Here is a 20,860-nt window from a genome sequence, read left to right as displayed (position 1 = left end):
GGTGGAAAAATTAATGATTTTTATGGCTGGTGCTATACAAGATTTTATCCGTATAAGCCATTGCGATGGCGGAAACCAAAAAGCCTAAATGAAGCAATAATTGCCACATCATCGTTTTTTCTGGCATATTTGCTGCATTGACGAAAGTTTGTAGCATATGGATAGACGAAATACTGATGATCGACATAGAAAGTTTCACTTTCAACACGGAAGCATTAACGTGGCTTAACCATTCAGGTTCATCTGGGTGGCCCTCGGTATGCAGCTTGGAAACGAAAATCTCGTAACCGCCCACAATCACCATAACCAACAAATTGGCGATCATCACCACATCAATCAAATTTAGCACGGAAAGCATAATGGCGTTGGAATCCAGTTCTTGCAGGTTGGTGATAAGTTCCCATAGGGATTTCATAAATTTGTAGGCGTAAATGCCTTGCACCACGATTAAGCCAAGATAAATCGGCAGTTGCAGCCAACGGCTGGCGAAAATAATCTGGCTAAATAATGTGGGGGTTTTGTATTTAGTTGAAGACGAATGTTGCATAAATATCCTATTTTTCTATTCCTAATGTTGTTCTCTTTTTATTAATGGGCGCTGAAGTTACCTGTTTTTCGGCAAAATATCAATGCTTTTCCTGTTCAATTTGTTCTGCTGAAATGGCGCTTAATTTGGCTAAATCAAGGTCATTATGCAGCAATTCCACCTGTGGCATCACTTTGTTAGCTTTGGCAGAAAAATCTTTAAACCGTTCAATTTTTCCTGCTAAGCCTTGTTGCCCAGCAAAGGCGGTAACCGCGTGATTATAATGCCCGCTCACGGTTGCCAAACTGTTACCCAGTTTCGCCAACCGCTCCGCCACCAAGCACATTTGGTTATAAATATCCCCTGCCTTACCGCTAATTTCACGCGCCTCTGCATTACCTCGCTCAATGCGCCATAGGTTCGCCACAGTGCGTAAAATCGGCATTAAAGTGGTGTGCGACACTAAAATGACGTTCTTTTCATAGGCATAATTAAACAAATTGCTGTCCTGCTTCATCGCCTCGATATAAGCAGGTTCAACGGCAATGAACATCAGTACAAAATTTGGGCTATGCACACCAATTAAATTGCTGTAATCCTTGCGCGAAAGCTCATCAATATGATTTTTAATCGCCTTGTGATGCTCACGCAAAAATTGTTGCTGCGCTTGCTCATTGTCGGCACTCACCGCATTTTCATAGGCGACTAAAGACATTTTGCTGTCAATAATCAAATGTTTATTATCAGGCAAATACACCACAAAATCTGGATAATTGGATTTGCCCTCCGCATTACGGAAATGATCTTGCGCTTTATAATGATCGTTTTCCACCAAGCCTGCTAACTGCAAGGCACGCTCAAGCTGAATTTCGCCCCAGTTGCCGAGAGTTTTCTTTTCCCCTTTTAAGGCAGAAGTGAGATTATTCGCTTCTTGCGACATCGCAAGCCCCACATCTAGCACTTTTTTGATTTCACTTTCAAGGCTAGCGTTGCCTTTTAAGGATTCCGAATGAATTTCATTCACCCGTTTTTGGAAGCCTTCGATTTGCTCGCGGAATGGCTTTAACAAGGCATCAAGGCTGGCTTGATTGGTTTGATCAAATTTCTGGCTCTTTTCTTCCAAAATGCGATTTGCCAAATTTTGAAATTCAACGCTAAGCTGTTGTTTCGTTCTAACAAAATCTTCTTGTTGCTGGGCAAAATGCTTTTCTTTCTCGCCAAGACTCGTTTTTAACTCGGTGAGTTGCTGCAAAAGTGCGGTGGATTTTTCGCTTAAATTTACACATTCTTGCTGTTTTTGGCTGAGTTCTTCGCGGTTGCGGTTGAGCTGGGTTTGCAAGCTATGTACTTGGGCGGTGGCAATACCAAAACGCTCTTTCATTGTGGAAACTTGCGAGGCGGCATCATTATGGCGCGCCTGCTCTTCGTCCAATTCTTGTTGCAAATAGGTGATTTTTTCATCACGCTCCCCAAGCCGAACCTGCAACCCCTCCGCGTTAGTTTCCGCTTTCACTTTATCTTGCTCAAGCTGATTTTTAAGCTGTGAGAGGGTTTCATATTTTTCGAGTAGCTGATTGAAATCATTGATGTTTTTATTCAAATCCTGTGCTAATTCTTGTTTATCACGCTGATGTTTGGTGCTAATAAAAAACAGCACAAGGCAGAAAATAAGCAACAAGACGGCAACGCCTAGCCATTGAGATTGAGTAAGTTCGATCATTGTTTTCCTTAAAATTAACAAAATTTACCCCGCACTTTCCGCTAAATTTTCTCGTTCCAAAGTGCAGTGGCTCAAAGTGCGGTGGATTTTTCAGATGAAATCTTTGCGGAACTATAATAAAGTATAATGCAATTTTGGTTTAATCAGCGGAAAAAATGACAACACAACCACAACTTTATCTTGCTTCGCAAAGCCCACGCCGTTTACAGCTGTTACAACAGTTGGGGTTGAAGGTGGAAATCTTCAATGCGGATATTGATGAAACCCCGAAAGCTGATGAGCAGCCTGTGGACTATGTACGCAGAATGGCGCAAGAGAAAAATCACGCCGCCCGCCAACAGCTTGAAAAACTGGCCAATTTTGCACCGCACTTACCCATTTTGTCCGCAGACACTAGCGTGGTGTGCGATGGGCAAATTTTAGGCAAACCACAAAATCACGATCAAGCCGCGCAAATGCTACGCTTGCTTTCCGGCAGAACGCACCAAGTGCTAACCGCCGTGTGTGTCAGCTTGCCCGATCAAAAACATAGCCTTGTGCAAACCAGCCAAGTTACCTTTAAGCCTTTGACAGAACAAGAAATTTCCGCGTATATCCGCACCGGCGAACCAATGGATAAAGCGGGCGCTTATGGCATTCAAGGTATGGGCGGAATCTTTATTTCTCATATTGAAGGCAGTTCCAGCGGTGTGATGGGCTTGCCTGTGTTTGAAACGGCGGAGTTGCTGCGTCAAGTTGGGGTTGATTTATTCAGTTCAAGTGAGCAATGCAATGAGTAAAAGCCTATTCCAAGCCTCCAAGCACGAAGAACATTGCCCACAATGTGGCGCGTTGCTACAAATTAAAAAGGGCAAAAAAGGCTTATTTTTAGGCTGCAGTGCCTATCCGCAATGCGATTTTATCAAGCCATTACAACCCGCTCACGAAAGCAAAATATTGAAAGACTTAGATCAACATTGTCCAAAGTGCGGTCATTTTTTGCAATTAAAACAAGGGCAATTTGGTATGTTCATCGGATGCAGCGATTATCCGCACTGTGATTATATCGTTCACGAACAACTTGAACCCGAACAAGCGCATTTGCCTTGCCCTGCTTGTGGCAAAGGTCATCTTGTGCCGCGTCGTGGGCGACAAGGCAAGGTGTTTTACGGCTGCGATCAATTTCCGAAATGCAAATTTACCCTTGCCAGCCAGCCCTATGCCGAACCTTGTCCTCAATGTGCTTACCCCATTAGCACACTAAAAAAAGAAGAAAAAACCGACCGCACTTTGCATCGCACTTGGTTGTGTGCCAACAAAGCGTGCCGTCATCAATTTGAAACAGACAATGAATAACCAACAGAATGTGGCTCAACTGGTTGAGCAATTAAAACAAAATGAGGTCATCGCCTATCCCACTGAAGCGGTGTTTGGTTTGGGCTGTAATCCGCAAAGTGAAAGTGCGGTGCGGAAATTGCTCGATTTAAAACAACGCCCGATGCACAAAGGCTTGATTTTAATCGCTCCGATCTTGGATTTTCTATTGCCTTTTATTGATGATCGGGAATTTAGCGAAACCCATTGGCAGCGGCTCACGGCACGTTATGATCGCCCCACCACTTGGGTTGTGCCAGCTCATCGTCATACCCCCGATTTTCTCAAGGGGCAATTTCCCACCATTGCGGTGCGGATTTCCGATCACCCTGCGGTAAAAATATTATGTGAGCAAGCAGGTTTTCCGCTCACTTCAACCAGTGCGAATTTAACCGGCTTGCCCCCTTGTCGTACCGCTTGCGAGGTGAAAGCCCAGTTTGGGCAAGACTTCCCCGTGTTAGAAATGGCGGTGGGTGCGGCGAATAATCCCTCTGAAATACGGGATCTTTTTACACAACAGCTTTTCCGTCAAGGTTAATAAGGATTTTTTATGGATAAATATGCGGTTTGGGGCAACCCCATTGCACAAAGCAAATCCCCACAAATTCATCGTGTTTTCGCTCAGCAAACCCAGCAAAATTTAGACTATGTCGCAATACTCGGTGATGAGCAACATTTTGAACAGCAACTGCTTGCCTTTTTTGCTGAAGGGGCGAAAGGCTGTAACATCACCGCTCCATTTAAAGAGCGGGCCTTTCAACTGGCGGATCAACATAGCGAACGTTGTTTGCTCGCTCAGGCGTGCAATACGCTGAAAAAATTGCCTGATGGCACGCTTTACGCAGACAACACAGACGGCGCGGGGCTGGTGAGTGATTTGCAACGGCTCGGATGGCTTCAGCCTCATCAATCTATTTTGATTTTAGGGGCAGGCGGGGCAACAAAAGGCGTGCTTTTGCCTTTATTACAGGCTCAGCAACGGATCACCGTCGCCAATCGCACCCTAAGCAAAGCCACCGAATTAGCGGAAAAATTTCGTCCTTATGGTGAAATTCAAGTTTGTACCCTTGATGTCATTCCCGTGCAAAAATTTGACCTAATTATTAATGCCACCTCATTAGGCTTACAAGGCAAAACCGTGGCGATTGATCCCGCTATTTGGCAACAGGCGGGAGCGGTGTACGATATGCAATACAGCAAAGGCGCAGACACGCCATTTATTGCCCTCGCCAAACAACAAGGCGCACAACATTACAGCGATGGCTTCGGAATGCTAGTCGGCCAAGCCGCCCACGCCTTTTATTTATGGCGCGGTGTAATGCCTGATGTAGTACCTTTGCTTGATGAACTTTAATCTGATTTCATTTCAATAAAAAACCTAGCTTGATGGCTAGGTTTTTTATTGGGCTGAATGATTATTTTACACCTGGTGCTTTCCACAATGATGTGGTTAATCCTTCATCTACAAGTTGTAATTGTTTCTGATAAACTTCAGCCCATTGTTGTTTGTGCTGCTGATAAAGCTCATAATTTTTAGGGTTTGGTATATGTTTTCGTTCAAATCTGACAAGTTTTTTTCCTGCTTCGGCCAAAGAAGAATAAACCCCAACGCCAACACCTGCTGCAATCGCACAACCTAATGCAGTTGCCTCTTTTACTACAGGAATATTTACAATCAGTCCTGTAACATCAGCAAGGATTTGACTCCATAATTTTCCTTTAGCTCCGCCACCAGCAAAAACAATTTCTTTTAGTTTAACTTTAGAAAATTTTTCTACCTGATCTAAATTATAAGAAGAGACTACTGCTGCGTTTTCTTCTAATGCTCTAAATAAAACAGGTTTATTGCATTTTTCTGGATCAATCGAAAGATTAATAAATGATGGTGCTGCGTGATACCAAGATTTAAAATGCATCGCATCAGAAAAAATAGGTATAACATCATTTGCTCCAGCTGGTACCTTTTCGGCCATTTGTTCGAGTAAGCTATAAGCATCAACGCCAAGTTTTTCAGCTAAATGTTTTTCTTCTTCACAAAAAACATCTCTAAACCAACGCATCGTTAATCCAGTGAAAAAACTAATAGATTCAGCTTGAACTAAGGGAGAAATGACATAAGGATTTATACGAATATTCATTTCAGGATCTGTCTGTGGGGCTGGCAGATTTACCACTTGTTGCCAAAAAGTCCCCCCAATAATCGCCGCCTGTGAAGGCTCTGTAATACCTAACCCTAAACACCCCAGCTGAACATCTCCGCCACCTACAATGACTGGTGTTCCCTCTTTCAATCCTGTTATTTCCGCTGCTTGCTTTGTAACCTGCCCTAAGACTTCACCTGTTTCCTTAACTGGAGGCAAAATAGTAGAGTTTAATCCCGCCATATCTAACAGCATTGGAGACCATTGGCGAGTATGCAAATCCAACATCCCCGTAGTTCCCGCATTAGAAGGTTCTACCGCAAGCTGCCCACTTAGCATAAATCCGAGCCAATCGCTAATCATGGTTATCGCTTTGGTTTTTCGATAAATATCACTACGGTGATGGGCGAGCCATAATAATCTTGGTACAGCACTTAATGCCAAAGTTTGGCCTGAAATATGATAAAGTGTTTCTTCAAATGTATGATTATAAAGCTCTTTTAATTCATTCACCTCTTGGGTTGCTCTAGCATCAACATTACCACAAGCCCAAATTGGTTGCTGTTTTTCATCGTATAAGACAATACCTTCACGCATTGAACAGGTCGAAATTGCTAAAATCTGATCGGGACTTATTTTCGTTTTATCTAATACTGTCGAAATACTTTTACAAGCTAAATCCCAATTATGTTCTAAATCAAACTCCATTGCTCCTGGGATATTTGGATCGCTTAAATGACTCCATTCGTATTGTGCTGCACCAATTTGATTTCCTTCTAAATCAAAAATAACCGCTCTAATACTCCCTGTTCCTGCATCTAATGCCATTAAATAGGCTGATTTCTTTTCCATGTTCCCTCCTGAATAATCTTGAAAAAACGCTAAAAAAACCAACCGCACTTATAACATCTAGACAAGGTGTGCAAGGATCATACGAGCCGTTTTTTCTTCTGTTACTAATGAATTGATATGCTTCCCATATAATGCACTTAGGATAGCTTCGACCTTATTTTCTCCACCTGCAATACCAATTACATTAGGAATTTTTTGCAAGTTATCTAAAGAAACACTGATTAACTCTTCATGCAATGGCATATCAGGCTGTAATGTGCCATCTTTTTGCATAAAATAACCAAGAATATCTCCTACAGCACCTTTTGCTCTAATTGTTTGCTGCTTCTCTTCTGTTATATAACCTGAACGCAATAATGTTGCCTGTCCTCGCTGCCGCGTTGCTCCAATACCAACGATTGCGACATCAGCACTACAAGCTGCAAGCATAATATCCCTAACGCAAGCTTCTTTTTTAAATAATTTAGCTGCTTCTATTGATGAAGCCCTTAACGGCGCTGGGATAATACTCACAGAACAAGAGCCATCCAATTGGCCAATACCTTTCATATAGGGACCAACCCCACCAGATAAGGTAATCAGTTTAATTTGATTCTGAGTAATAAAATCATTGCTATATTTAATAGTCTGCATAATGGTTTCCCCAAACCCAATGGATAAAAGTTGATTAGGCTTGAGTAAGGACATTAATAATTGCGCAGCCCCAATTCCTAAGCGCTCATTCAGATCATGTTGTTCTAGCTCTGGTAAAATTCGAATATATTTCAAATCAAAACGTTGCTGTAAGGCCTGTTCTAATTCTAAGCACCCCGTAAACCGAGAGTTAATCTGAACTTTAATAATTCCATGCTGACGCCCTCTCTCTAACAGCCGAGAAACTTTTAGCCTAGGCAATCCTAGTCTTTCTCCAATTTCACCTTGTGTTAAATTATCGTGGTAATAAAACCAAGCAATACGAGCTAAAAGCTCTTCTTCTGTCATTGAATGAGATAATGCGTTCATTTCTTGTCTTTTTTCATTCATTTTCTACTCACAAATATTATTCATATGAATCATAAAAATATCAATTGTTCATCTTCAATTTTTTCAAATACTGTGACACAGATCACTTTTCAGATAAAAACTTCCATTTATAGGGTAAATAATCTGAATATGAGATCTTGATCACAGATTTATTTTATGTTTGGAACTAACATTATGATAAATTGAATTTCAGACTTCACATTTGTTCAACCATTAAAGGTAACATCTTATGCATAATGAATCTTCAATGAAAAAATGTTTATTAGATGTACATAATATCAGCAAATCCTTTTCAGGCGTAGAAGTTCTTAAAGATATAGATTTTTCTGTATATGCTGGTGAAATTCACTCACTATTAGGTGGGAATGGCGCTGGAAAATCAACATTAATGAAAATTATCGCTGGTATCCAATCTGCTGATAGTGGCACAATAAAAATTGGTGGTGAAATTCAGACTAGACTTTCCCCACAGAAAGCACATCGTCTTGGAATCTATCTTGTTCCACAAGAACCTCTGCTCTTTCCAAATTTAACCGTAAAAGAAAATATCCTTTTTAGTTTACCCCGTCATAAAGAAAATGAAGAAAAACTAAATGAATTGCTGAAAGAGCTAAACTCTCATTTGTCTCTTGATATGCAAGCAGGATCTTTAGAAGTTGCAGATCAACAACTTGTGGAAATTATGCGCGGACTAATGCGTAACGCAAGTTTGCTTATTCTTGATGAGCCCACAGCTTCTTTAACACCTGCTGAAACTGAAAATCTATTTAATAAAATTAATTCATTATTAGATAAAGGTGTAGGTATCATTTTTATTTCCCATAAATTAAATGAAGTATGTCAGATCTCTCATCGCATTAGTATTATGCGAGATGGATATATCGCTTTAACAGGGAAAACCAATGACCTAACTCAAGAAAAAATTATCAACGCAATTAAGCCTAGCTTGAAAAATGCTCAGCTTAATGAAACACAAAAACTTTGGTTAGAATTACCTGGTCATCTACGTACTAAAGATACTAACTCTCCTATCCTTGAAGTAAATCATTTAACTGGTGAAGGTTTTAAAAATATCACCTTTGATCTTTATCCTGGTGAAATACTTGGATTAGCTGGTGTTGTAGGAGCTGGTAGAACAGAACTTGCAGAAACCTTATATGGTTTAAGAAAAGCAAAGTGCGGTGAAATTTTATTTAAAAATGAAAATATTACTTCTCTCTCATTAAAACAGCGTTTACAAAAAGGTATTGTTTATCTTCCCGAAGACCGGCAATCTTCAGGATTATATTTAGATGCGGCACTTACTTGGAATGTCTGTGCGCTCACTTATTACAATCAAGGATTCTGGCTAGATGAAAATAGAGAAAATGCTACTTTAGAACGTTATAAAAGAGCGATGGGTATAAAATATGCAATGCCACAACAACCTATTCGCACCCTATCTGGTGGAAATCAGCAAAAAGTCTTAATTGCTAAATGTTTAGAAGCCAATCCACGTTTACTGATCGTTGATGAACCTACTCGCGGTGTTGATGTCGGTGCAAGAGCTGATATCTATCAACTTATCAAATCAGTCGCTAAACAAAATGTTGCCGTGCTTTTCATTTCTTCTGACTTAGAAGAAATCGAGAAAATGTCTGATCGTGTTCTTGTTATGCATGATGGAGAAATTAACTGTAGTTTGCAAGGTGATCAAATAAATAGCGATAAGATTATGCAATTTGCATTTGGCGGATAAATTTCAAAGGAGACACCAAATTATGTGGAAATTCATTCAAAACAATAGAGAAATAACCATTCTAATTGCTATTTTATTTCTTTTTCTATTACTTGGATTTGAAGGTAATGGATTTCATTTGCAAACAATAACAATGATTTTTAATTCATCTCTCATTGTTATCCTATTAGCACTAGGTACAACGTTCGTTATTTTAACGCGTAACATTGATGTTTCCATCGGTTCAATAATGGGGCTATGTGCTGTAATTATGGGTAGTCTTCTTAACGCTGAATTTAATCTGGTTACTGCATTTTTTATGACTTTATTATGTGGAATCGCAGCGGGAATATTTAATGGAATACTTGTTACTTTATTAAAGATACCTGCTATTGTTGCCACACTAGGTACATTAGGTTTGTACAAAGGAATAATGCTATTAATCACTGGTGGTAAATGGATCGAAGGATTACCACAAGATTTAAAATTACTTGCATCCCCTAACTTGTTATCTATCTCTCCCATTGGATGGATGACACTAATACTTATTTTAATTTCTTACTTCATTCTTACTCGTACTCAAAATGGACGCAATTTCTATGCCGTAGGCGATAATCTACAAGGTGCATTACAACTTGGTGTGAAAACAAATCAGATTCGAATCCTTGCATTTACAATTAATGGATTAATGGCGGCCATCGCTGGAATAGTATTCACTTCACAAATTGGTTTTGTTCCGAACTCAACTGGCAGTGGTTTAGAAATGAAAGCTATTGCTGCTTGTGTATTAGGTGGAATTAGTTTGCTTGGTGGAGCAGGAAATATTCTCGGTGCCGTATTAGGCGCTTACTTCCTGATACAAATTGATACGATCTTGGTTTTACTTAAAGTTCCTGCTTATTGGAATAATTTTATTGCAGGACTCGTTTTACTATGTGTATTAATTTTTGATGGAAGAATAAGAGTAATGATTAGTGAAAACTTAAAACTACAACGTTACTCCAGATTCCTTAACACTAAATAAATTAAGGAGAAATTATGTTACAGATAAAGAAATATAGCTGGGAAATAACATTATTCTTTCTTGTTATTTTAGAAATAATTGGATTTGGTTTATTTAACCCTAGAATGCTAGATATCAATATTTTGTTATATAGCACAAGTGATTTTATTTATATTGGAATGTTGGCATTACCACTGACACTGATTATTGTTAGTGGTGGTATGGATATTTCTTTTGGTTCTACTGTCGGTCTTTGTGCTATATCTTTAGGTGTCTTATTTCAATTAGGTTATCCTCTAAGCATTGCTATTTTTCTTACTTTTATCATTGGAATTTTATGTGGGTTATTTAATGCAAGTCTTATTTTGTACACCAAAGTTAATCCTCTCGTCATTACACTAGGAACAATGTATCTTTACGGTGGTGGAGCTTTATTACTATCTGGATTTGCTGGCGCTACTGGTTATGAAGGTATCGGTGGTTTTCCAGATAGTTTATTAAACTTCGCTAATCAAAGTATTTTCAACATTCCAACTTCAATTATTTACTTCATTATTATAGCTATAATATTCTGGTTATTAATGCATAAAACAGTCATTGGCAGAAGTATATTTTTAATTGGCCAAAATGAACGCACTTCTATTTATAATGCCGTACCTATCAAACAAACCTTATTTATTATTTACGGTTTATTAGGTGCCGTTGCAGCATTTGTTGGAATATTACTAGTATCCTATTTTGGATCAGCTCGTTCTGACTTAGGTAGTTCATTATTAATGCCTGTCCTTACAGCTGTTGTATTAGGCGGTGCAAATATCTATGGTGGAGCGGGTTCTGTTCTTGGCACAGCCATCGCGGCACTATTAATTGGTTATCTACAGCAGGGCTTACAAATGGTTGGTGTCTCTAATGAAATTTCTAGTGCTTTATCAGGAGCATTATTAATTATCGTACTAATTGGAAAATCATTCAGCATATATCGAAGTTTTATTATGAATTGGCTTAAGAAGAATGTTTTTATTTAAAAAAATAAATAAAGGAGGACTTTTATAATTAATCTTTAACTTTTATTTATGCAGTATCTCATTAATGTTCAACTATAAAATAGGAGACTCACTATGAAAATGAAATTAAAAACAACCGCACTTGCTATTATGTTAGGTTTAACCGCAACTTTTGTACAAGCTGCCGATAGAATCGCATTCATTCCTAAACTCGTTGGAGTTGGCTTTTTTACAAGTGGCGGCCAAGGTGCGACTGAAATGGGTAAAAAACTGGGTGTAAATGTTACCTACGATGGCCCAACAGAACCAAGCGTTTCAAACCAAGTACAATTAATTAATAACTTTGTGAATCAAGGCTATAACGCAATTGTCGTTTCTGCGGTTTCCCCTGAAGGACTTTGTTCTACATTACAACGTGCAATGAAAAGAGGTGTAAAAATTCTTACGTGGGACTCTGATGTAAAACCTGAATGTCGAAGCTACTATATCAACCAAGGCACACCTGAACAACTTGGTTCAATGCTAGTTGAAATGGCCGCTAATCAAGTCACTAAACCTAAAGCTAAAGTTGCCTTTTTCTATTCTAGTCCAACAGTAACAGATCAAAACCAATGGGTGAACGCTGCTAAAGCCAAAATCAGTAAAGAACATCCAGAGTGGGAAATTGTAACAACTCAGTTTGGTTACAATGATGCAATTAAATCTTTGCAAACAGCAGAAGGTATTATCAAGGCCTATCCAGACTTAGATATTATTATTGCGCCTGATGCAAATGCCTTACCTGCCGCCGCCCAAGCTGCAGAAAACTTAAAAAATGACAAAATTACGATTGTTGGTTTTAGTACGCCAAATGTCATGCGACCTTATGTAAAACGCGGCACAGTAAAACAATTTGGTCTATGGGATGTAGTAAAACAGGGTGAAATTTCTATTGCTGTAACAAATGAACTTTTAAAAGGTCGAACACTAAACGTAGGAGATAAAGTTAAAGTTCCTGATATTGGTGAAGTTGAAGTATCACCAAATAGTGTTCAAGGTTATCAATATGAAGCGAAAGGAAATGGAATTGTACTCCTTCCTGAACGTGTTGTTTTTACCAAAGATAATATTGACAACTATAATTTTTAAAATCAGGTAGGAGAATAAAATGGCAGATTTAGATGATATCAAAGATGGAAAAGACTTCGGATTAGATAAGCCCCAAACACATAAGGCATTTTATTTAAAAGGATGTGCGGCTTTAGACTGGGGAATGCAATCTAGACTGGCTAACATATTTAATCCTAAAACAGGTAAAACAATTATGTTAGCTTTTGATCACGGTTACTTTCAAGGCCCAACAACAGGATTAGAGCGCATAGATCTCAATATTGCACCATTATTTGAATATACTGATGTTTTAATGTGTACAAGAGGGATCTTACGTAGCGTTGTTCCTCCAGATACTAATAAGTCTATTGCATTACGTGCATCAGGAGCAAATTCAATTCTAACTGAATTATCGAATGAAGCCGTTGCAGTTGATATTGAAGATGCATTAAGACTAAACGTATCAGCTATGGCTGCGCAAGTTTACATTGGCTCAGAATACGAACATCAATCAATTAAAAATATTATCAAATTGGTTGATCAAGGTTATCGCTATGGAATGCCAATTATTGCTGTAACTGGTGTTGGTAAAGATATGGCTAGAGATCAACGCTATTTTTCACTTTCTACGCGTATTGCTGCAGAAATGGGCGCAAATATAATCAAAACCTATTATGTTGATAAAGGCTTTGAGCGTGTTACAGCTGGATGCCCTGTTCCCATTGTTATTGCTGGCGGGAAAAAGCTCCCAGAACGCGATGCATTAGAAATGTGCTATCAAGCTATAGATCAAGGCGCTTTAGGGGTAGATATGGGAAGAAATATTTTCCAATCAGATTCACCTATTGCGATGTTAAAAGCCGTGAATGCCGTTGTTCATGGCGGTGAAAATTCGGAAAAAGCTTATCAACTCTATCTTCACGAAAAAAATAGTTAACCACAAATTCATTAAGGAGCAATTATGCTTACAATGTTAGTTGAAATTAATGTGAAAGAAGGAAAAGAAGAGGAATTCTTAACCCTTTTTAAACATCATCAGGCTTGCACAAGTGCTGAAAAAGGGAATATTCGCTTCGATGTTTTACGCGATCCTGAAATCAAAACACGTTTTTATGCTTATGAAGTTTACGCGAGTGAAGAAGCTCTAAATGAGCATAGAAAAACGCCACACTATCAGCATTGTGTGAAAGAACTAGAAAATCTTATGACTTGCCCTAGAAGCAAAAAACTATTTGACTGGGTTAGCCCTGAAATTTCATAAATATATTTAATAGTAAAAAAATATATTATGCTTTAATCTGCACCCTAAACTTGGACGTAAAAACCAGCAATTAAGGTGCAGATTTTTTATGAACAAATCATCATTAATTTACATTTTTATCGGCTCACTTTTGAAGTAAAAATCAAAAGTGCGGCCATTTTTTACAAAATTTTTTGCATTTTTTTAAGCTAGTTTTTTATGTGGGGAGAAGATAGGCTTTTTAGCACGATTACTTATGAGGAACTCATTTTTAGAATATTAATCTAAAAATAAAAATCTTTGCAAAATTTAAAACTATAAAAATTGCCAAAATATAATAAAATAGGACCATTTATAGCATTTTTAACTATTGACTAAAAATTATATTCCGTTATATTTCCTAACCTTAACATTTCTTTAACGTTTAAATAGGTGAAAATATGACACAGTCATCAAAACGCGAAACCTTCTCGGGCAGTCGTGCATTTATTTTTGCCGCCATCGGATCTGCTGTGGGTTTGGGAAACATTTGGCGTTTTCCTTATACCACTTATGAAAACGGTGGTGGTGCATTCATTATTCCTTATCTTATTGCGCTTTTAACCGCAGGAATTCCATTTTTATTCTTAGATTATGCCATTGGGCATCGTCACCGTGGGGGTGCGCCGTTGTCTTATCGCCGTTTCAGCCGCCATTTTGAAACTTTCGGTTGGTGGCAAGTAATGGTGAATGTGATCATCGGGATTTACTATGCGGTTGTGCTAGGTTGGGCGGCGAGCTATACCTATTTCTCTCTTAATACCGCTTGGGGTGATAAGCCAATTGATTTCTTCTTACACGATTTCTTGCAAATGGGTGATATTGCTCAGGGTGTAAGTTTTGAATTTGTTGGTATGGTGGTTGGCCCGTTAATTGCCGTATGGCTTGTGGCACTTGGTGTGTTGGCGTTAGGCGTGCAAAAAGGGATTGCGAAGTTATCCACTGTGTTAATGCCTGTGCTTTTAGTGATGTTTGTGGTGTTGGTAGCCTCATCATTATTCTTACCGGGGGCAGCGAAAGGGTTAGATGCTTTATTTACGCCAAACTGGTCAAAACTCTCTGATCCGAGTGTGTGGATTGCCGCTTATGGGCAGATTTTCTTCTCCCTTTCTATCGGTTTCGGGATTATGGTGACTTACGCCTCTTACTTGAAAAAAGAATCTGATTTAACTGGTAACGGCTTAGTTGTGGGCTTTGCCAATAGTAGTTTTGAATTATTAGCTGGTATCGGGGTGTTTGCTGCTCTTGGCTTTATGGCGACAGCGTCAGGGCAAGAAGTGGGCGAGGTAGCAAAAGGCGGAATCGGCTTGGCATTCTTTGCGTTCCCAACGATTATTAACGCTGCACCATTTGGTAAAGTGCTTGGTGTGTTGTTCTTTGCTTCATTAACTTTCGCTGCTTTGACTTCATTTATCTCTGTAATCGAAGTAATTATTTCGGCAATTCAAGATAAATTACGCGTTCGCCGTGCTAAAGCCACATTCCTTGTTGGTGTGCCAATGATGTTAATTTCAACCGTATTATTCGGTACAACTACAGGCTTACCAATGCTTGATGTATTAGATAAATTCGTCAACTATTTTGGTATTGTGGCGGTGGCGTTTGTTTCCTTGGTGGCTATCGTTACCAACGAAAAATTAGGCTTACTTGGCAAACATTTAAACGAAACCTCTTCTTTCAAAGTTGGCTTTTTATGGCGTTTATGTACCGTTTTAACCACAGGTATCCTTGCATTTATGTTATTAAGTGAAGGGGCGAAAGTGTTCACTGAAGGTTATGAGGGCTATCCATCTTGGTTCGTTAATACCTTTGGGTGGGGAATGGCGGCAAGCCTTGTGGTGATTAGCTTCCTAATCTCTCGCTTAAAATGGAAACACGAAGAGTTATTTAACCCAGAAGAACAGGCAAAAGAGGAACAATAAAATGAGTACTAGTGCAATTATTATGATGGCCGTTGCCTTGATTATTATTTGGGGCGGATTACTTTTCTCCATCAAAAATCTGCCAAAAGATAAATAAAAACTCGCGGAAAAAGCACCGCACTTTATAAAATCAAACAGCCACCTGTGAGTGGCTGTTTTTTTTATTAATATTATTGATCTTCTGCTAAATGAGCTGCTATTCCTAACCCAAGTGCGGTGCTTTTTTCTTGACTTTTTAAGGTTAAAATCCATACATAAAAAAGGGATAAATAACCATACAAAAATTATACCTATTAAATCTATAGAATTTGCCAATGAAATTTTTTGATTTCTATCAACATTCCTTTCTTAATAATTGTTAATACTGTGCGAGATGTTTCCTAACTTACTATTCTATAAAGGAGAATCTTATGAAACCTCAATCGTGGTTATTTACATTTATTGGCGCAAGTGTCGCCGCTTACCTAGGGACGGTGGCATATATCCACCACTTTGATAAACAAGAAACACAACGCCGTTTGCAAGAAAGCCAAATTACTGATCCGCAGCAACGTGCCGTTGAAACCGTGCTATATAATAATGGCTGTCAATATTGCCATAGTAACAATGCGAATATGCCATTTTATGCCAAATTGCCTATCGCTAGCAGTTTAATGGAAAAAGATATTCAGCAAGGACAAGCTCATTTTTTGCTGGATAATATCACGGATTATCTCAACCAACCGCAACGCATTTCCACAGCAGATTTAGCGAAACTTGAAAGTGTTATTCAAAATAACGAAATGCCTATTCATTCTTTCAAAATGGTGCATTGGGGATCAGGTTTAAACGATCAAGAGAAAGCAACCTTGCTTGATTGGATTCATAAAGTTCGCCAAGAATACCAACTTCCTGCAAACACCTCTGGCACATCGGCTGAACGTTTTGTACAACCTGTGCCACAAAGTTTACCCGTTAATCCTGCCAAGGTTGATTTAGGTAACACGCTTTATCACAGCACTGCATTATCAGGCGATGGTACTATTTCTTGTGCCAGCTGCCACGGTTTAAATACAGGTGGTGTGGATAATCTTGCCACTTCTACTGGAATTAAAGGGCTGAAAGGAGGCATTAATGCGCCGACTGTCTATAACGCTGCTTTCAACTTTGCTCAATTCTGGGACGGTCGTGCTGCCAACCTAGCAGAACAAGCCGGTGGGCCACCGTTGAATCCTGTAGAAATGGGAGCAGAAAATTGGCAACAAATTGTTGATAATCTCAATAAAGATGAATCACTTAAACAAGCCTTTGAAAAAATCTATCCAGAAGGTTTTAATGAAAAAACTATTACGGATGCCATTGCTGAATTTGAGAAAACCTTAATTACCCCAAATAGTCCTTTCGATCGCTATTTGCAAGGTGATGAAAATGCCTTAACTGCAGCACAGAAAAATGGTTATGCGTTATTCCACCAATATAAATGTGATACTTGCCATACTGGTGTTAATTTAGGTGGTCAATCTTATGAATTAATGGGTTTGAAAGCAGATTATTTTGCTGATCGCAATAAGCCATTAACCGAAGCTGATGATGGTCGCTTTGCACAAACGAAAAATCCTTATGATAAACATCGTTTTAAAGTGCCAACATTGCGTAATGTTGCACTTACCGCCCCATATTTCCACGATGCAAATGCACAAGATTTAACCCAAGCGGTGGAAATGATGTTGAAATATCAAAGTGGCGTAAGTCTATCAAAAGAACAAGTTAGCGATATTGTTGATTTCTTATATAGCCTAACGGGAGAATACCAAGGCAAACCATTAACAAACGATAATATGAAAGAACAACCTTCAGCTAACTAGTAAAATACAAAAATGGGCAATTATATTTTGCCCATTTATCCCTTTCCCCCAATAAAAAAGCCACTGACATTTTGTAAGTGGCTTTTCTTCATTGAAGATAATTAAAGGGGCTGTAGTAGATTAGCCCTAAATTTCACACCATTTTCGCAATATTTTTAACTGCTCTTTTGGTGTCCCAAAGTTAAACCGAAATTCACATTCCTTCAAGAATAAGGGAAAGTTTTTTTCGGTTAATTCCATTATATTTTCGCAGTATCCGCTTCGCCTGATTCCAAAAATTTTCAATGCCATTAATATGATTTTGTTTCACCGCAAATAGCTCGGAATGATTGATTCGTTCGTGGTGAAATTCACTCACATCAAGCGCATCATAACTGCGATAAGTGTCCGTATAAACCCAGCTATCAGGCTTGATTTTTCTTTTAACAGGGAGTAATGTTTCACTCTTGGTGTTTTCAACCACAACAGTAAATACCTTTCCTTGTCGTTTTAGTCACCCAAAAACAGCAACTTTTCCAGCCGCTCCTCGTCCTCGTTTTCCCTTTCGATGACCACCAAAATAGCTTTCGTCTAGTTCAATTTCCCCCTCAAAAATCTCGTTAACTTCAAGGGATAAATGATAGCCAATCACAAGCCTGATTTTATGGTAGAACAAAGCGGCTGTATTCGGTTGAATATCTAGCAAATTTGCTGCCGTTCTTGCAGTAACTTCTGCGACAAAAAACTCAAGCAGTTTTTTCTGTATAGATTTCTTTAATTTACAATATGTTATCTTCATTTTTGTAGTATAGCATTGTTGCTAATCTACTACAGCCCCTAATTAAATATCTAGGTTTGCACGCAGCGCATTAGATTCAATAAATTCACGGCGTGGTTCGACTTCATCGCCCATTAAGGTGGTGAAGAGTTGATCTGCTGCCACGGCGTCTTTAATGGTAACTTGCAACATTGTGCGCGTTTCAGGATCCATTGTGGTTTCCCAAAGTTGTTCTGGATTCATTTCACCTAACCCTTTATAACGTTGAACCATTAAACCACGGCGCGATTCTTTCACTAGCCATTCTACCGCTTGTTCAAAAGAACTCACTGGGTGTTGGCGTTCGCCACGCGCGACATGCGCATCAGGTTCAAGTAAGCCGTTTAATTGTGAACCCAATTTTACAATGCGCGCATACTCATTGCCATTAACGAACTGGAAGCCTAAAACATAGTCCGTATCCACGCCGTGAGTACGCACGGTTAGCACCACTTCGTGCAGATGACGTTCTGTATTGAACACTAATTTGTAGCTGTAATGGTTACCGCTGGTTTCTTTTTCCACTAGCGTGTCCACTAAAAATTTAGCCCAAGATTGCACCGCACTTTCATTTTGCATTAATTCAACCGTTAATTCTGGCTGATAAATTAAGGTTTTCAGCAAGGCTTCTGGATAATGGCGAGATAAACGCCCGATCATTTTTTGCACGTTATTGTATTCGGCAACCAATTTTTCTAATGCCACGCCACTCATTGGTGGTGCGTCTTTTGTGGTGTAAAGCGCGGCGCCGTCTAAAGCCAAGTTAAGCTCATATTGAGCCATTGCCTCATCGTCTTTGATGTATTCTTCGTGTTTGCCTTTTTTCACTTTATAAAGCGGTGGTTGCGCAATATAAATATGCCCACGCTCAATCAGTTCTGGCATTTGACGATAGAAGAAAGTAAGCAATAAGGTGCTAATGTGCGCGCCGTCCACATCCGCATCGGTCATAATGATGATGCTGTGATAACGCAATTTATCTGGGTTATATTCATCACGTCCAATGCCGCAGCCAAGTGCGGTGATTAATGTGCCAACTTCTTGCGAAGAAAGCATTTTATCAAAACGGGCTTTTTCTACGTTTAGGATTTTCCCTTTTAATGGCAAAATCGCTTGGTTTTTACGGTTACGCCCTTGTTTGGCTGAACCGCCCGCAGAATCCCCCTCCACAAGGTAGAGTTCAGATAACGCAGGATCGCGCTCTTGGCAGTCGGCTAATTTACCTGGAAGCCCAGCAATATCTAACGCCCCTTTACGGCGTGTCATTTCACGGGCTTTGCGCGCTGCTTCACGAGCACGTGCGGCATCAATGATTTTGCTCGCAATCATTTTGGCGTCATTTGGATTTTCTTCCAAATATTCTTGCAAACGCTCATTCATTGCAGACTCCACCGCACCTTTCACTTCAGAAGAAACCAATTTATCTTTAGTTTGTGATGAGAATTTTGGATCAGGCACTTTCACCGAAATAATCGCCACCAACCCTTCACGTGCATCATCACCTGAAGTTTCTACTTTGTCGTTCTTGCCTTTTTTATTCAGCCCCGATTTTTCCATATAAGCATTTAAGGTACGCGTTAAGGCAGCGCGGAAGCCCGCTAAGTGCGTTCCCCCATCACGTTGTGGAATATTATTAGTGAAGCAATGAATATTCTCAGATTGATAGCCTTCGTTCCATTGCAACGCCACTTCAATACCAATGCCATCACGTTCGGTAGAAAAATAGAACGGTTTTTGGTGAATTGGATTTTTGTTTTTGTTGAGATATTCCACGAATGCTTGAATACCGCCTTCATAATGGAAATGATCGCGTTTGTCTGTGCGTTCATCAATTAAATTAATGGATACGCCAGAGTTCAGGAAAGAAAGCTCACGCAGACGTTTTGCTAAAATATCGTATTCAAATTCAATATTGGTGAAAATGCTTGGGCTTGGCCAAAAACGCACGGTGGTTCCCGTTTGGCTGGTTTCGCCAATAATGGTTAATGGCGCTTGCGGATCACCTAAATTATAAAATTGTTCGTGAACGTGGCCTTGACGGCGAATGGTGAGCTGTAATTTATCGGATAAGGCATTCACCACCGACACACCCACGCCGTGCAAACCACCAGACACTTTATAAGAGTTATCATCAAATTTACCACCCGCGTGCAATACGGTCATAATCACTTCCGCCGCAGAAACCCCTTCTTCAGGGTGAATGTCCACAGGAATACCGCGTCCGTCATCTTGTACTGAAACGGAATTATCAGAATGAATAATCACGTTAATGTCCGAGCAATAACCTGCAAGCGCTTCGTCAATGGCGTTATCCACCACTTCAAAAACCATATGATGTAACCCTGTTCCGTCATCGGTATCACCAATGTACATACCGGGGCGTTTACGCACTGCATCAAGGCCTTTTAATACTTTGATACTACTTGCACCATAATTTTCTGGGACATTATTCGACATAACAATTCTCTGTTTTTATTGATAAAAAATTGGGCGGATTATAGCAAATTTTTGCGCTTTTGGCTAATTTCGCAAAAATCTCAAATAGGCGATGGGAAGAGAAATAACAAATTGAAAAATAATGAAAAAAAGCA

18 protein-coding genes and 1 pseudogene are annotated in these 20,860 nt (G+C 39.4%); 13 read left to right on the top strand and 6 right to left on the bottom strand.

Annotated features, from left to right (window positions below; genetic code table 11):
* Positions 1–10: 10 nt before the first annotated feature.
* Both ELZ61_RS01905 and ELZ61_RS01900 read right to left on the bottom strand, forming a co-directional pair.
* Positions 11–547 carry a TIGR00645 family protein gene (locus tag ELZ61_RS01905; protein ID WP_126371051.1) on the bottom strand — a complete coding sequence of 179 codons (537 nt, stop codon included), beginning with the start codon at positions 545–547 and terminating at the stop codon, positions 11–13.
* Between the two features lie 79 nt (positions 548–626).
* Complete coding sequence (locus ELZ61_RS01900; RefSeq protein ID WP_126371049.1) at positions 627–2,246, bottom strand: DNA recombination protein RmuC; 1,620 nt, start codon at positions 2,244–2,246, stop codon at positions 627–629.
* Positions 2,247–2,401: 155 nt separating this feature from the next.
* Between ELZ61_RS01900 and ELZ61_RS01895 the strand changes: the two genes are divergently transcribed.
* From ELZ61_RS01895 to aroE, 4 genes are read left to right on the top strand one after another with little or no spacing between them, the layout of a single operon-like run.
* Positions 2,402–3,025, top strand: coding sequence for a Maf family protein (locus ELZ61_RS01895; RefSeq protein WP_126371047.1), 624 nt, complete (start codon positions 2,402–2,404; stop codon positions 3,023–3,025).
* The gene (locus ELZ61_RS01890) at positions 3,018–3,581 is read left to right on the top strand and encodes a DNA topoisomerase family protein (protein WP_103854324.1); all 564 of its coding nucleotides are present in this window, start codon (positions 3,018–3,020) and stop codon (positions 3,579–3,581) included. The genes ELZ61_RS01895 and ELZ61_RS01890 overlap by 8 nt, the downstream gene beginning before the upstream one ends.
* Positions 3,574–4,137 carry an L-threonylcarbamoyladenylate synthase type 1 TsaC gene (gene tsaC / locus ELZ61_RS01885; protein ID WP_126371045.1) on the top strand — a complete coding sequence of 188 codons (564 nt, stop codon included), beginning with the start codon at positions 3,574–3,576 and terminating at the stop codon, positions 4,135–4,137. Before ELZ61_RS01890 ends, tsaC begins: the two co-directional genes overlap by 8 nt.
* A gap of 12 nt (positions 4,138–4,149) precedes the next feature.
* Positions 4,150–4,953, top strand: a complete 804-nt coding sequence (gene aroE, locus ELZ61_RS01880; protein WP_126371043.1) for a shikimate dehydrogenase — start codon at positions 4,150–4,152, stop codon at positions 4,951–4,953.
* Positions 4,954–5,014: 61 nt separating this feature from the next.
* On the opposite strand, the gene lsrK is transcribed toward aroE, so the two are convergent.
* The gene (gene lsrK / locus ELZ61_RS01875; protein WP_422386264.1) at positions 5,015–6,568 is read right to left on the bottom strand and encodes an autoinducer-2 kinase; all 1,554 of its coding nucleotides are present in this window, start codon (positions 6,566–6,568) and stop codon (positions 5,015–5,017) included.
* Positions 6,569–6,649: 81 nt separating this feature from the next.
* The gene (gene lsrR, locus ELZ61_RS01870; RefSeq protein WP_039172847.1) at positions 6,650–7,615 is read right to left on the bottom strand and encodes a transcriptional regulator LsrR; all 966 of its coding nucleotides are present in this window, start codon (positions 7,613–7,615) and stop codon (positions 6,650–6,652) included.
* A gap of 229 nt (positions 7,616–7,844) precedes the next feature.
* On the opposite strand from lsrR, the gene lsrA reads away from it, so the two are divergent.
* The 9 genes from lsrA (at position 7,845) to ELZ61_RS01825 (ending at position 17,473) form a co-directional block, all read left to right on the top strand.
* Positions 7,845–9,353 carry an autoinducer 2 ABC transporter ATP-binding protein LsrA gene (lsrA, locus tag ELZ61_RS01865; protein ID WP_126371039.1) on the top strand — a complete coding sequence of 503 codons (1,509 nt, stop codon included), beginning with the start codon at positions 7,845–7,847 and terminating at the stop codon, positions 9,351–9,353.
* 22 nt (positions 9,354–9,375) lie between these two features.
* Entirely contained in the window at positions 9,376–10,356 is a 981-nt protein-coding gene (gene lsrC / locus ELZ61_RS01860; RefSeq protein WP_065230569.1) for an autoinducer 2 ABC transporter permease LsrC, read from the top strand.
* Positions 10,357–10,370: 14 nt separating this feature from the next.
* On the top strand, positions 10,371–11,360 hold the full coding sequence (gene lsrD / locus ELZ61_RS01855) for an autoinducer 2 ABC transporter permease LsrD (RefSeq protein ID WP_126371037.1): 990 nt from the start codon (positions 10,371–10,373) through the stop codon (positions 11,358–11,360).
* Between the two features lie 93 nt (positions 11,361–11,453).
* Positions 11,454–12,467: an autoinducer 2 ABC transporter substrate-binding protein LsrB gene (lsrB, locus tag ELZ61_RS01850; protein ID WP_039090072.1), complete on the top strand. Its 1,014-nt coding sequence runs from the start codon at positions 11,454–11,456 to the stop codon at positions 12,465–12,467.
* Positions 12,468–12,486: 19 nt separating this feature from the next.
* A complete protein-coding gene (gene lsrF / locus ELZ61_RS01845; protein WP_126371035.1) occupies positions 12,487–13,365 on the top strand; it encodes a 3-hydroxy-5-phosphonooxypentane-2,4-dione thiolase in 879 nt (292 codons plus the stop codon).
* A gap of 24 nt (positions 13,366–13,389) precedes the next feature.
* Complete coding sequence (gene lsrG, locus ELZ61_RS01840) at positions 13,390–13,689, top strand: (4S)-4-hydroxy-5-phosphonooxypentane-2,3-dione isomerase (protein ID WP_039090075.1); 300 nt, start codon at positions 13,390–13,392, stop codon at positions 13,687–13,689.
* A gap of 419 nt (positions 13,690–14,108) precedes the next feature.
* A complete protein-coding gene (locus ELZ61_RS01835; RefSeq protein WP_126371033.1) occupies positions 14,109–15,629 on the top strand; it encodes a sodium-dependent transporter in 1,521 nt (506 codons plus the stop codon).
* A gap of 1 nt (position 15,630) precedes the next feature.
* Positions 15,631–15,726 (top strand): methionine/alanine import family NSS transporter small subunit, encoded by a 96-nt coding sequence (locus ELZ61_RS01830; protein WP_126371031.1) that lies wholly within the window; start codon positions 15,631–15,633, stop codon positions 15,724–15,726.
* A 313-nt stretch (positions 15,727–16,039) separates the two neighbouring features.
* Complete coding sequence (locus ELZ61_RS01825) at positions 16,040–17,473, top strand: cytochrome-c peroxidase (protein ID WP_126371029.1); 1,434 nt, start codon at positions 16,040–16,042, stop codon at positions 17,471–17,473.
* Positions 17,474–17,599: 126 nt separating this feature from the next.
* On the opposite strand, the pseudogene ELZ61_RS01820 reads toward ELZ61_RS01825, so the two are convergent.
* Both ELZ61_RS01820 and gyrB read right to left on the bottom strand, forming a co-directional pair.
* Positions 17,600–18,251: pseudogene (locus ELZ61_RS01820) on the bottom strand (IS1595 family transposase).
* A gap of 42 nt (positions 18,252–18,293) precedes the next feature.
* On the bottom strand, positions 18,294–20,726 hold the full coding sequence (gene gyrB / locus ELZ61_RS01815; RefSeq protein ID WP_126371027.1) for a DNA topoisomerase (ATP-hydrolyzing) subunit B: 2,433 nt from the start codon (positions 20,724–20,726) through the stop codon (positions 18,294–18,296).
* Positions 20,727–20,860: the final 134 nt, after the last annotated feature.

The sequence above is a fragment of the Avibacterium volantium genome, assembly GCF_900635775.1.
In the GTDB taxonomy this organism is placed as follows: Bacteria; Pseudomonadota; Gammaproteobacteria; order Enterobacterales; family Pasteurellaceae; genus Avibacterium; species Avibacterium volantium.
The sequence above is the reverse complement of the archived record's forward strand: the minus strand, read 5'-3'. Positions and strand labels throughout refer to the sequence as shown.

What these genes read in the sequence shown, in the direction of transcription:
- ELZ61_RS01830 (WP_126371031.1), top strand. Translation starts at nt 15,631, where the DNA reads ATGAGTACTAGTGCAATTATTATGATGGCCGTTGCCTTGATTATTATT.
- lsrF (WP_126371035.1), top strand. Translation starts at nt 12,487, where the DNA reads ATGGCAGATTTAGATGATATCAAAGATGGAAAAGACTTCGGATTAGAT.
- lsrD (WP_126371037.1), top strand. Translation starts at nt 10,371, where the DNA reads ATGTTACAGATAAAGAAATATAGCTGGGAAATAACATTATTCTTTCTT.
- lsrR (WP_039172847.1), bottom strand. Translation starts at nt 7,615, where the DNA reads ATGAATGAAAAAAGACAAGAAATGAACGCATTATCTCATTCAATGACA.
- ELZ61_RS01825 (WP_126371029.1), top strand. Translation starts at nt 16,040, where the DNA reads ATGAAACCTCAATCGTGGTTATTTACATTTATTGGCGCAAGTGTCGCC.
- lsrK (WP_422386264.1), bottom strand. Translation starts at nt 6,568, where the DNA reads ATGGCATTAGATGCAGGAACAGGGAGTATTAGAGCGGTTATTTTTGAT.
- ELZ61_RS01890 (WP_103854324.1), top strand. Translation starts at nt 3,018, where the DNA reads ATGAGTAAAAGCCTATTCCAAGCCTCCAAGCACGAAGAACATTGCCCA.
- lsrB (WP_039090072.1), top strand. Translation starts at nt 11,454, where the DNA reads ATGAAAATGAAATTAAAAACAACCGCACTTGCTATTATGTTAGGTTTA.
- lsrA (WP_126371039.1), top strand. Translation starts at nt 7,845, where the DNA reads ATGCATAATGAATCTTCAATGAAAAAATGTTTATTAGATGTACATAAT.
- lsrC (WP_065230569.1), top strand. Translation starts at nt 9,376, where the DNA reads ATGTGGAAATTCATTCAAAACAATAGAGAAATAACCATTCTAATTGCT.
- ELZ61_RS01895 (WP_126371047.1), top strand. Translation starts at nt 2,402, where the DNA reads ATGACAACACAACCACAACTTTATCTTGCTTCGCAAAGCCCACGCCGT.
- gyrB (WP_126371027.1), bottom strand. Translation starts at nt 20,726, where the DNA reads ATGTCGAATAATGTCCCAGAAAATTATGGTGCAAGTAGTATCAAAGTA.
- ELZ61_RS01905 (WP_126371051.1), bottom strand. Translation starts at nt 547, where the DNA reads ATGCAACATTCGTCTTCAACTAAATACAAAACCCCCACATTATTTAGC.
- ELZ61_RS01900 (WP_126371049.1), bottom strand. Translation starts at nt 2,246, where the DNA reads ATGATCGAACTTACTCAATCTCAATGGCTAGGCGTTGCCGTCTTGTTG.
- ELZ61_RS01835 (WP_126371033.1), top strand. Translation starts at nt 14,109, where the DNA reads ATGACACAGTCATCAAAACGCGAAACCTTCTCGGGCAGTCGTGCATTT.
- aroE (WP_126371043.1), top strand. Translation starts at nt 4,150, where the DNA reads ATGGATAAATATGCGGTTTGGGGCAACCCCATTGCACAAAGCAAATCC.
- lsrG (WP_039090075.1), top strand. Translation starts at nt 13,390, where the DNA reads ATGCTTACAATGTTAGTTGAAATTAATGTGAAAGAAGGAAAAGAAGAG.
- tsaC (WP_126371045.1), top strand. Translation starts at nt 3,574, where the DNA reads ATGAATAACCAACAGAATGTGGCTCAACTGGTTGAGCAATTAAAACAA.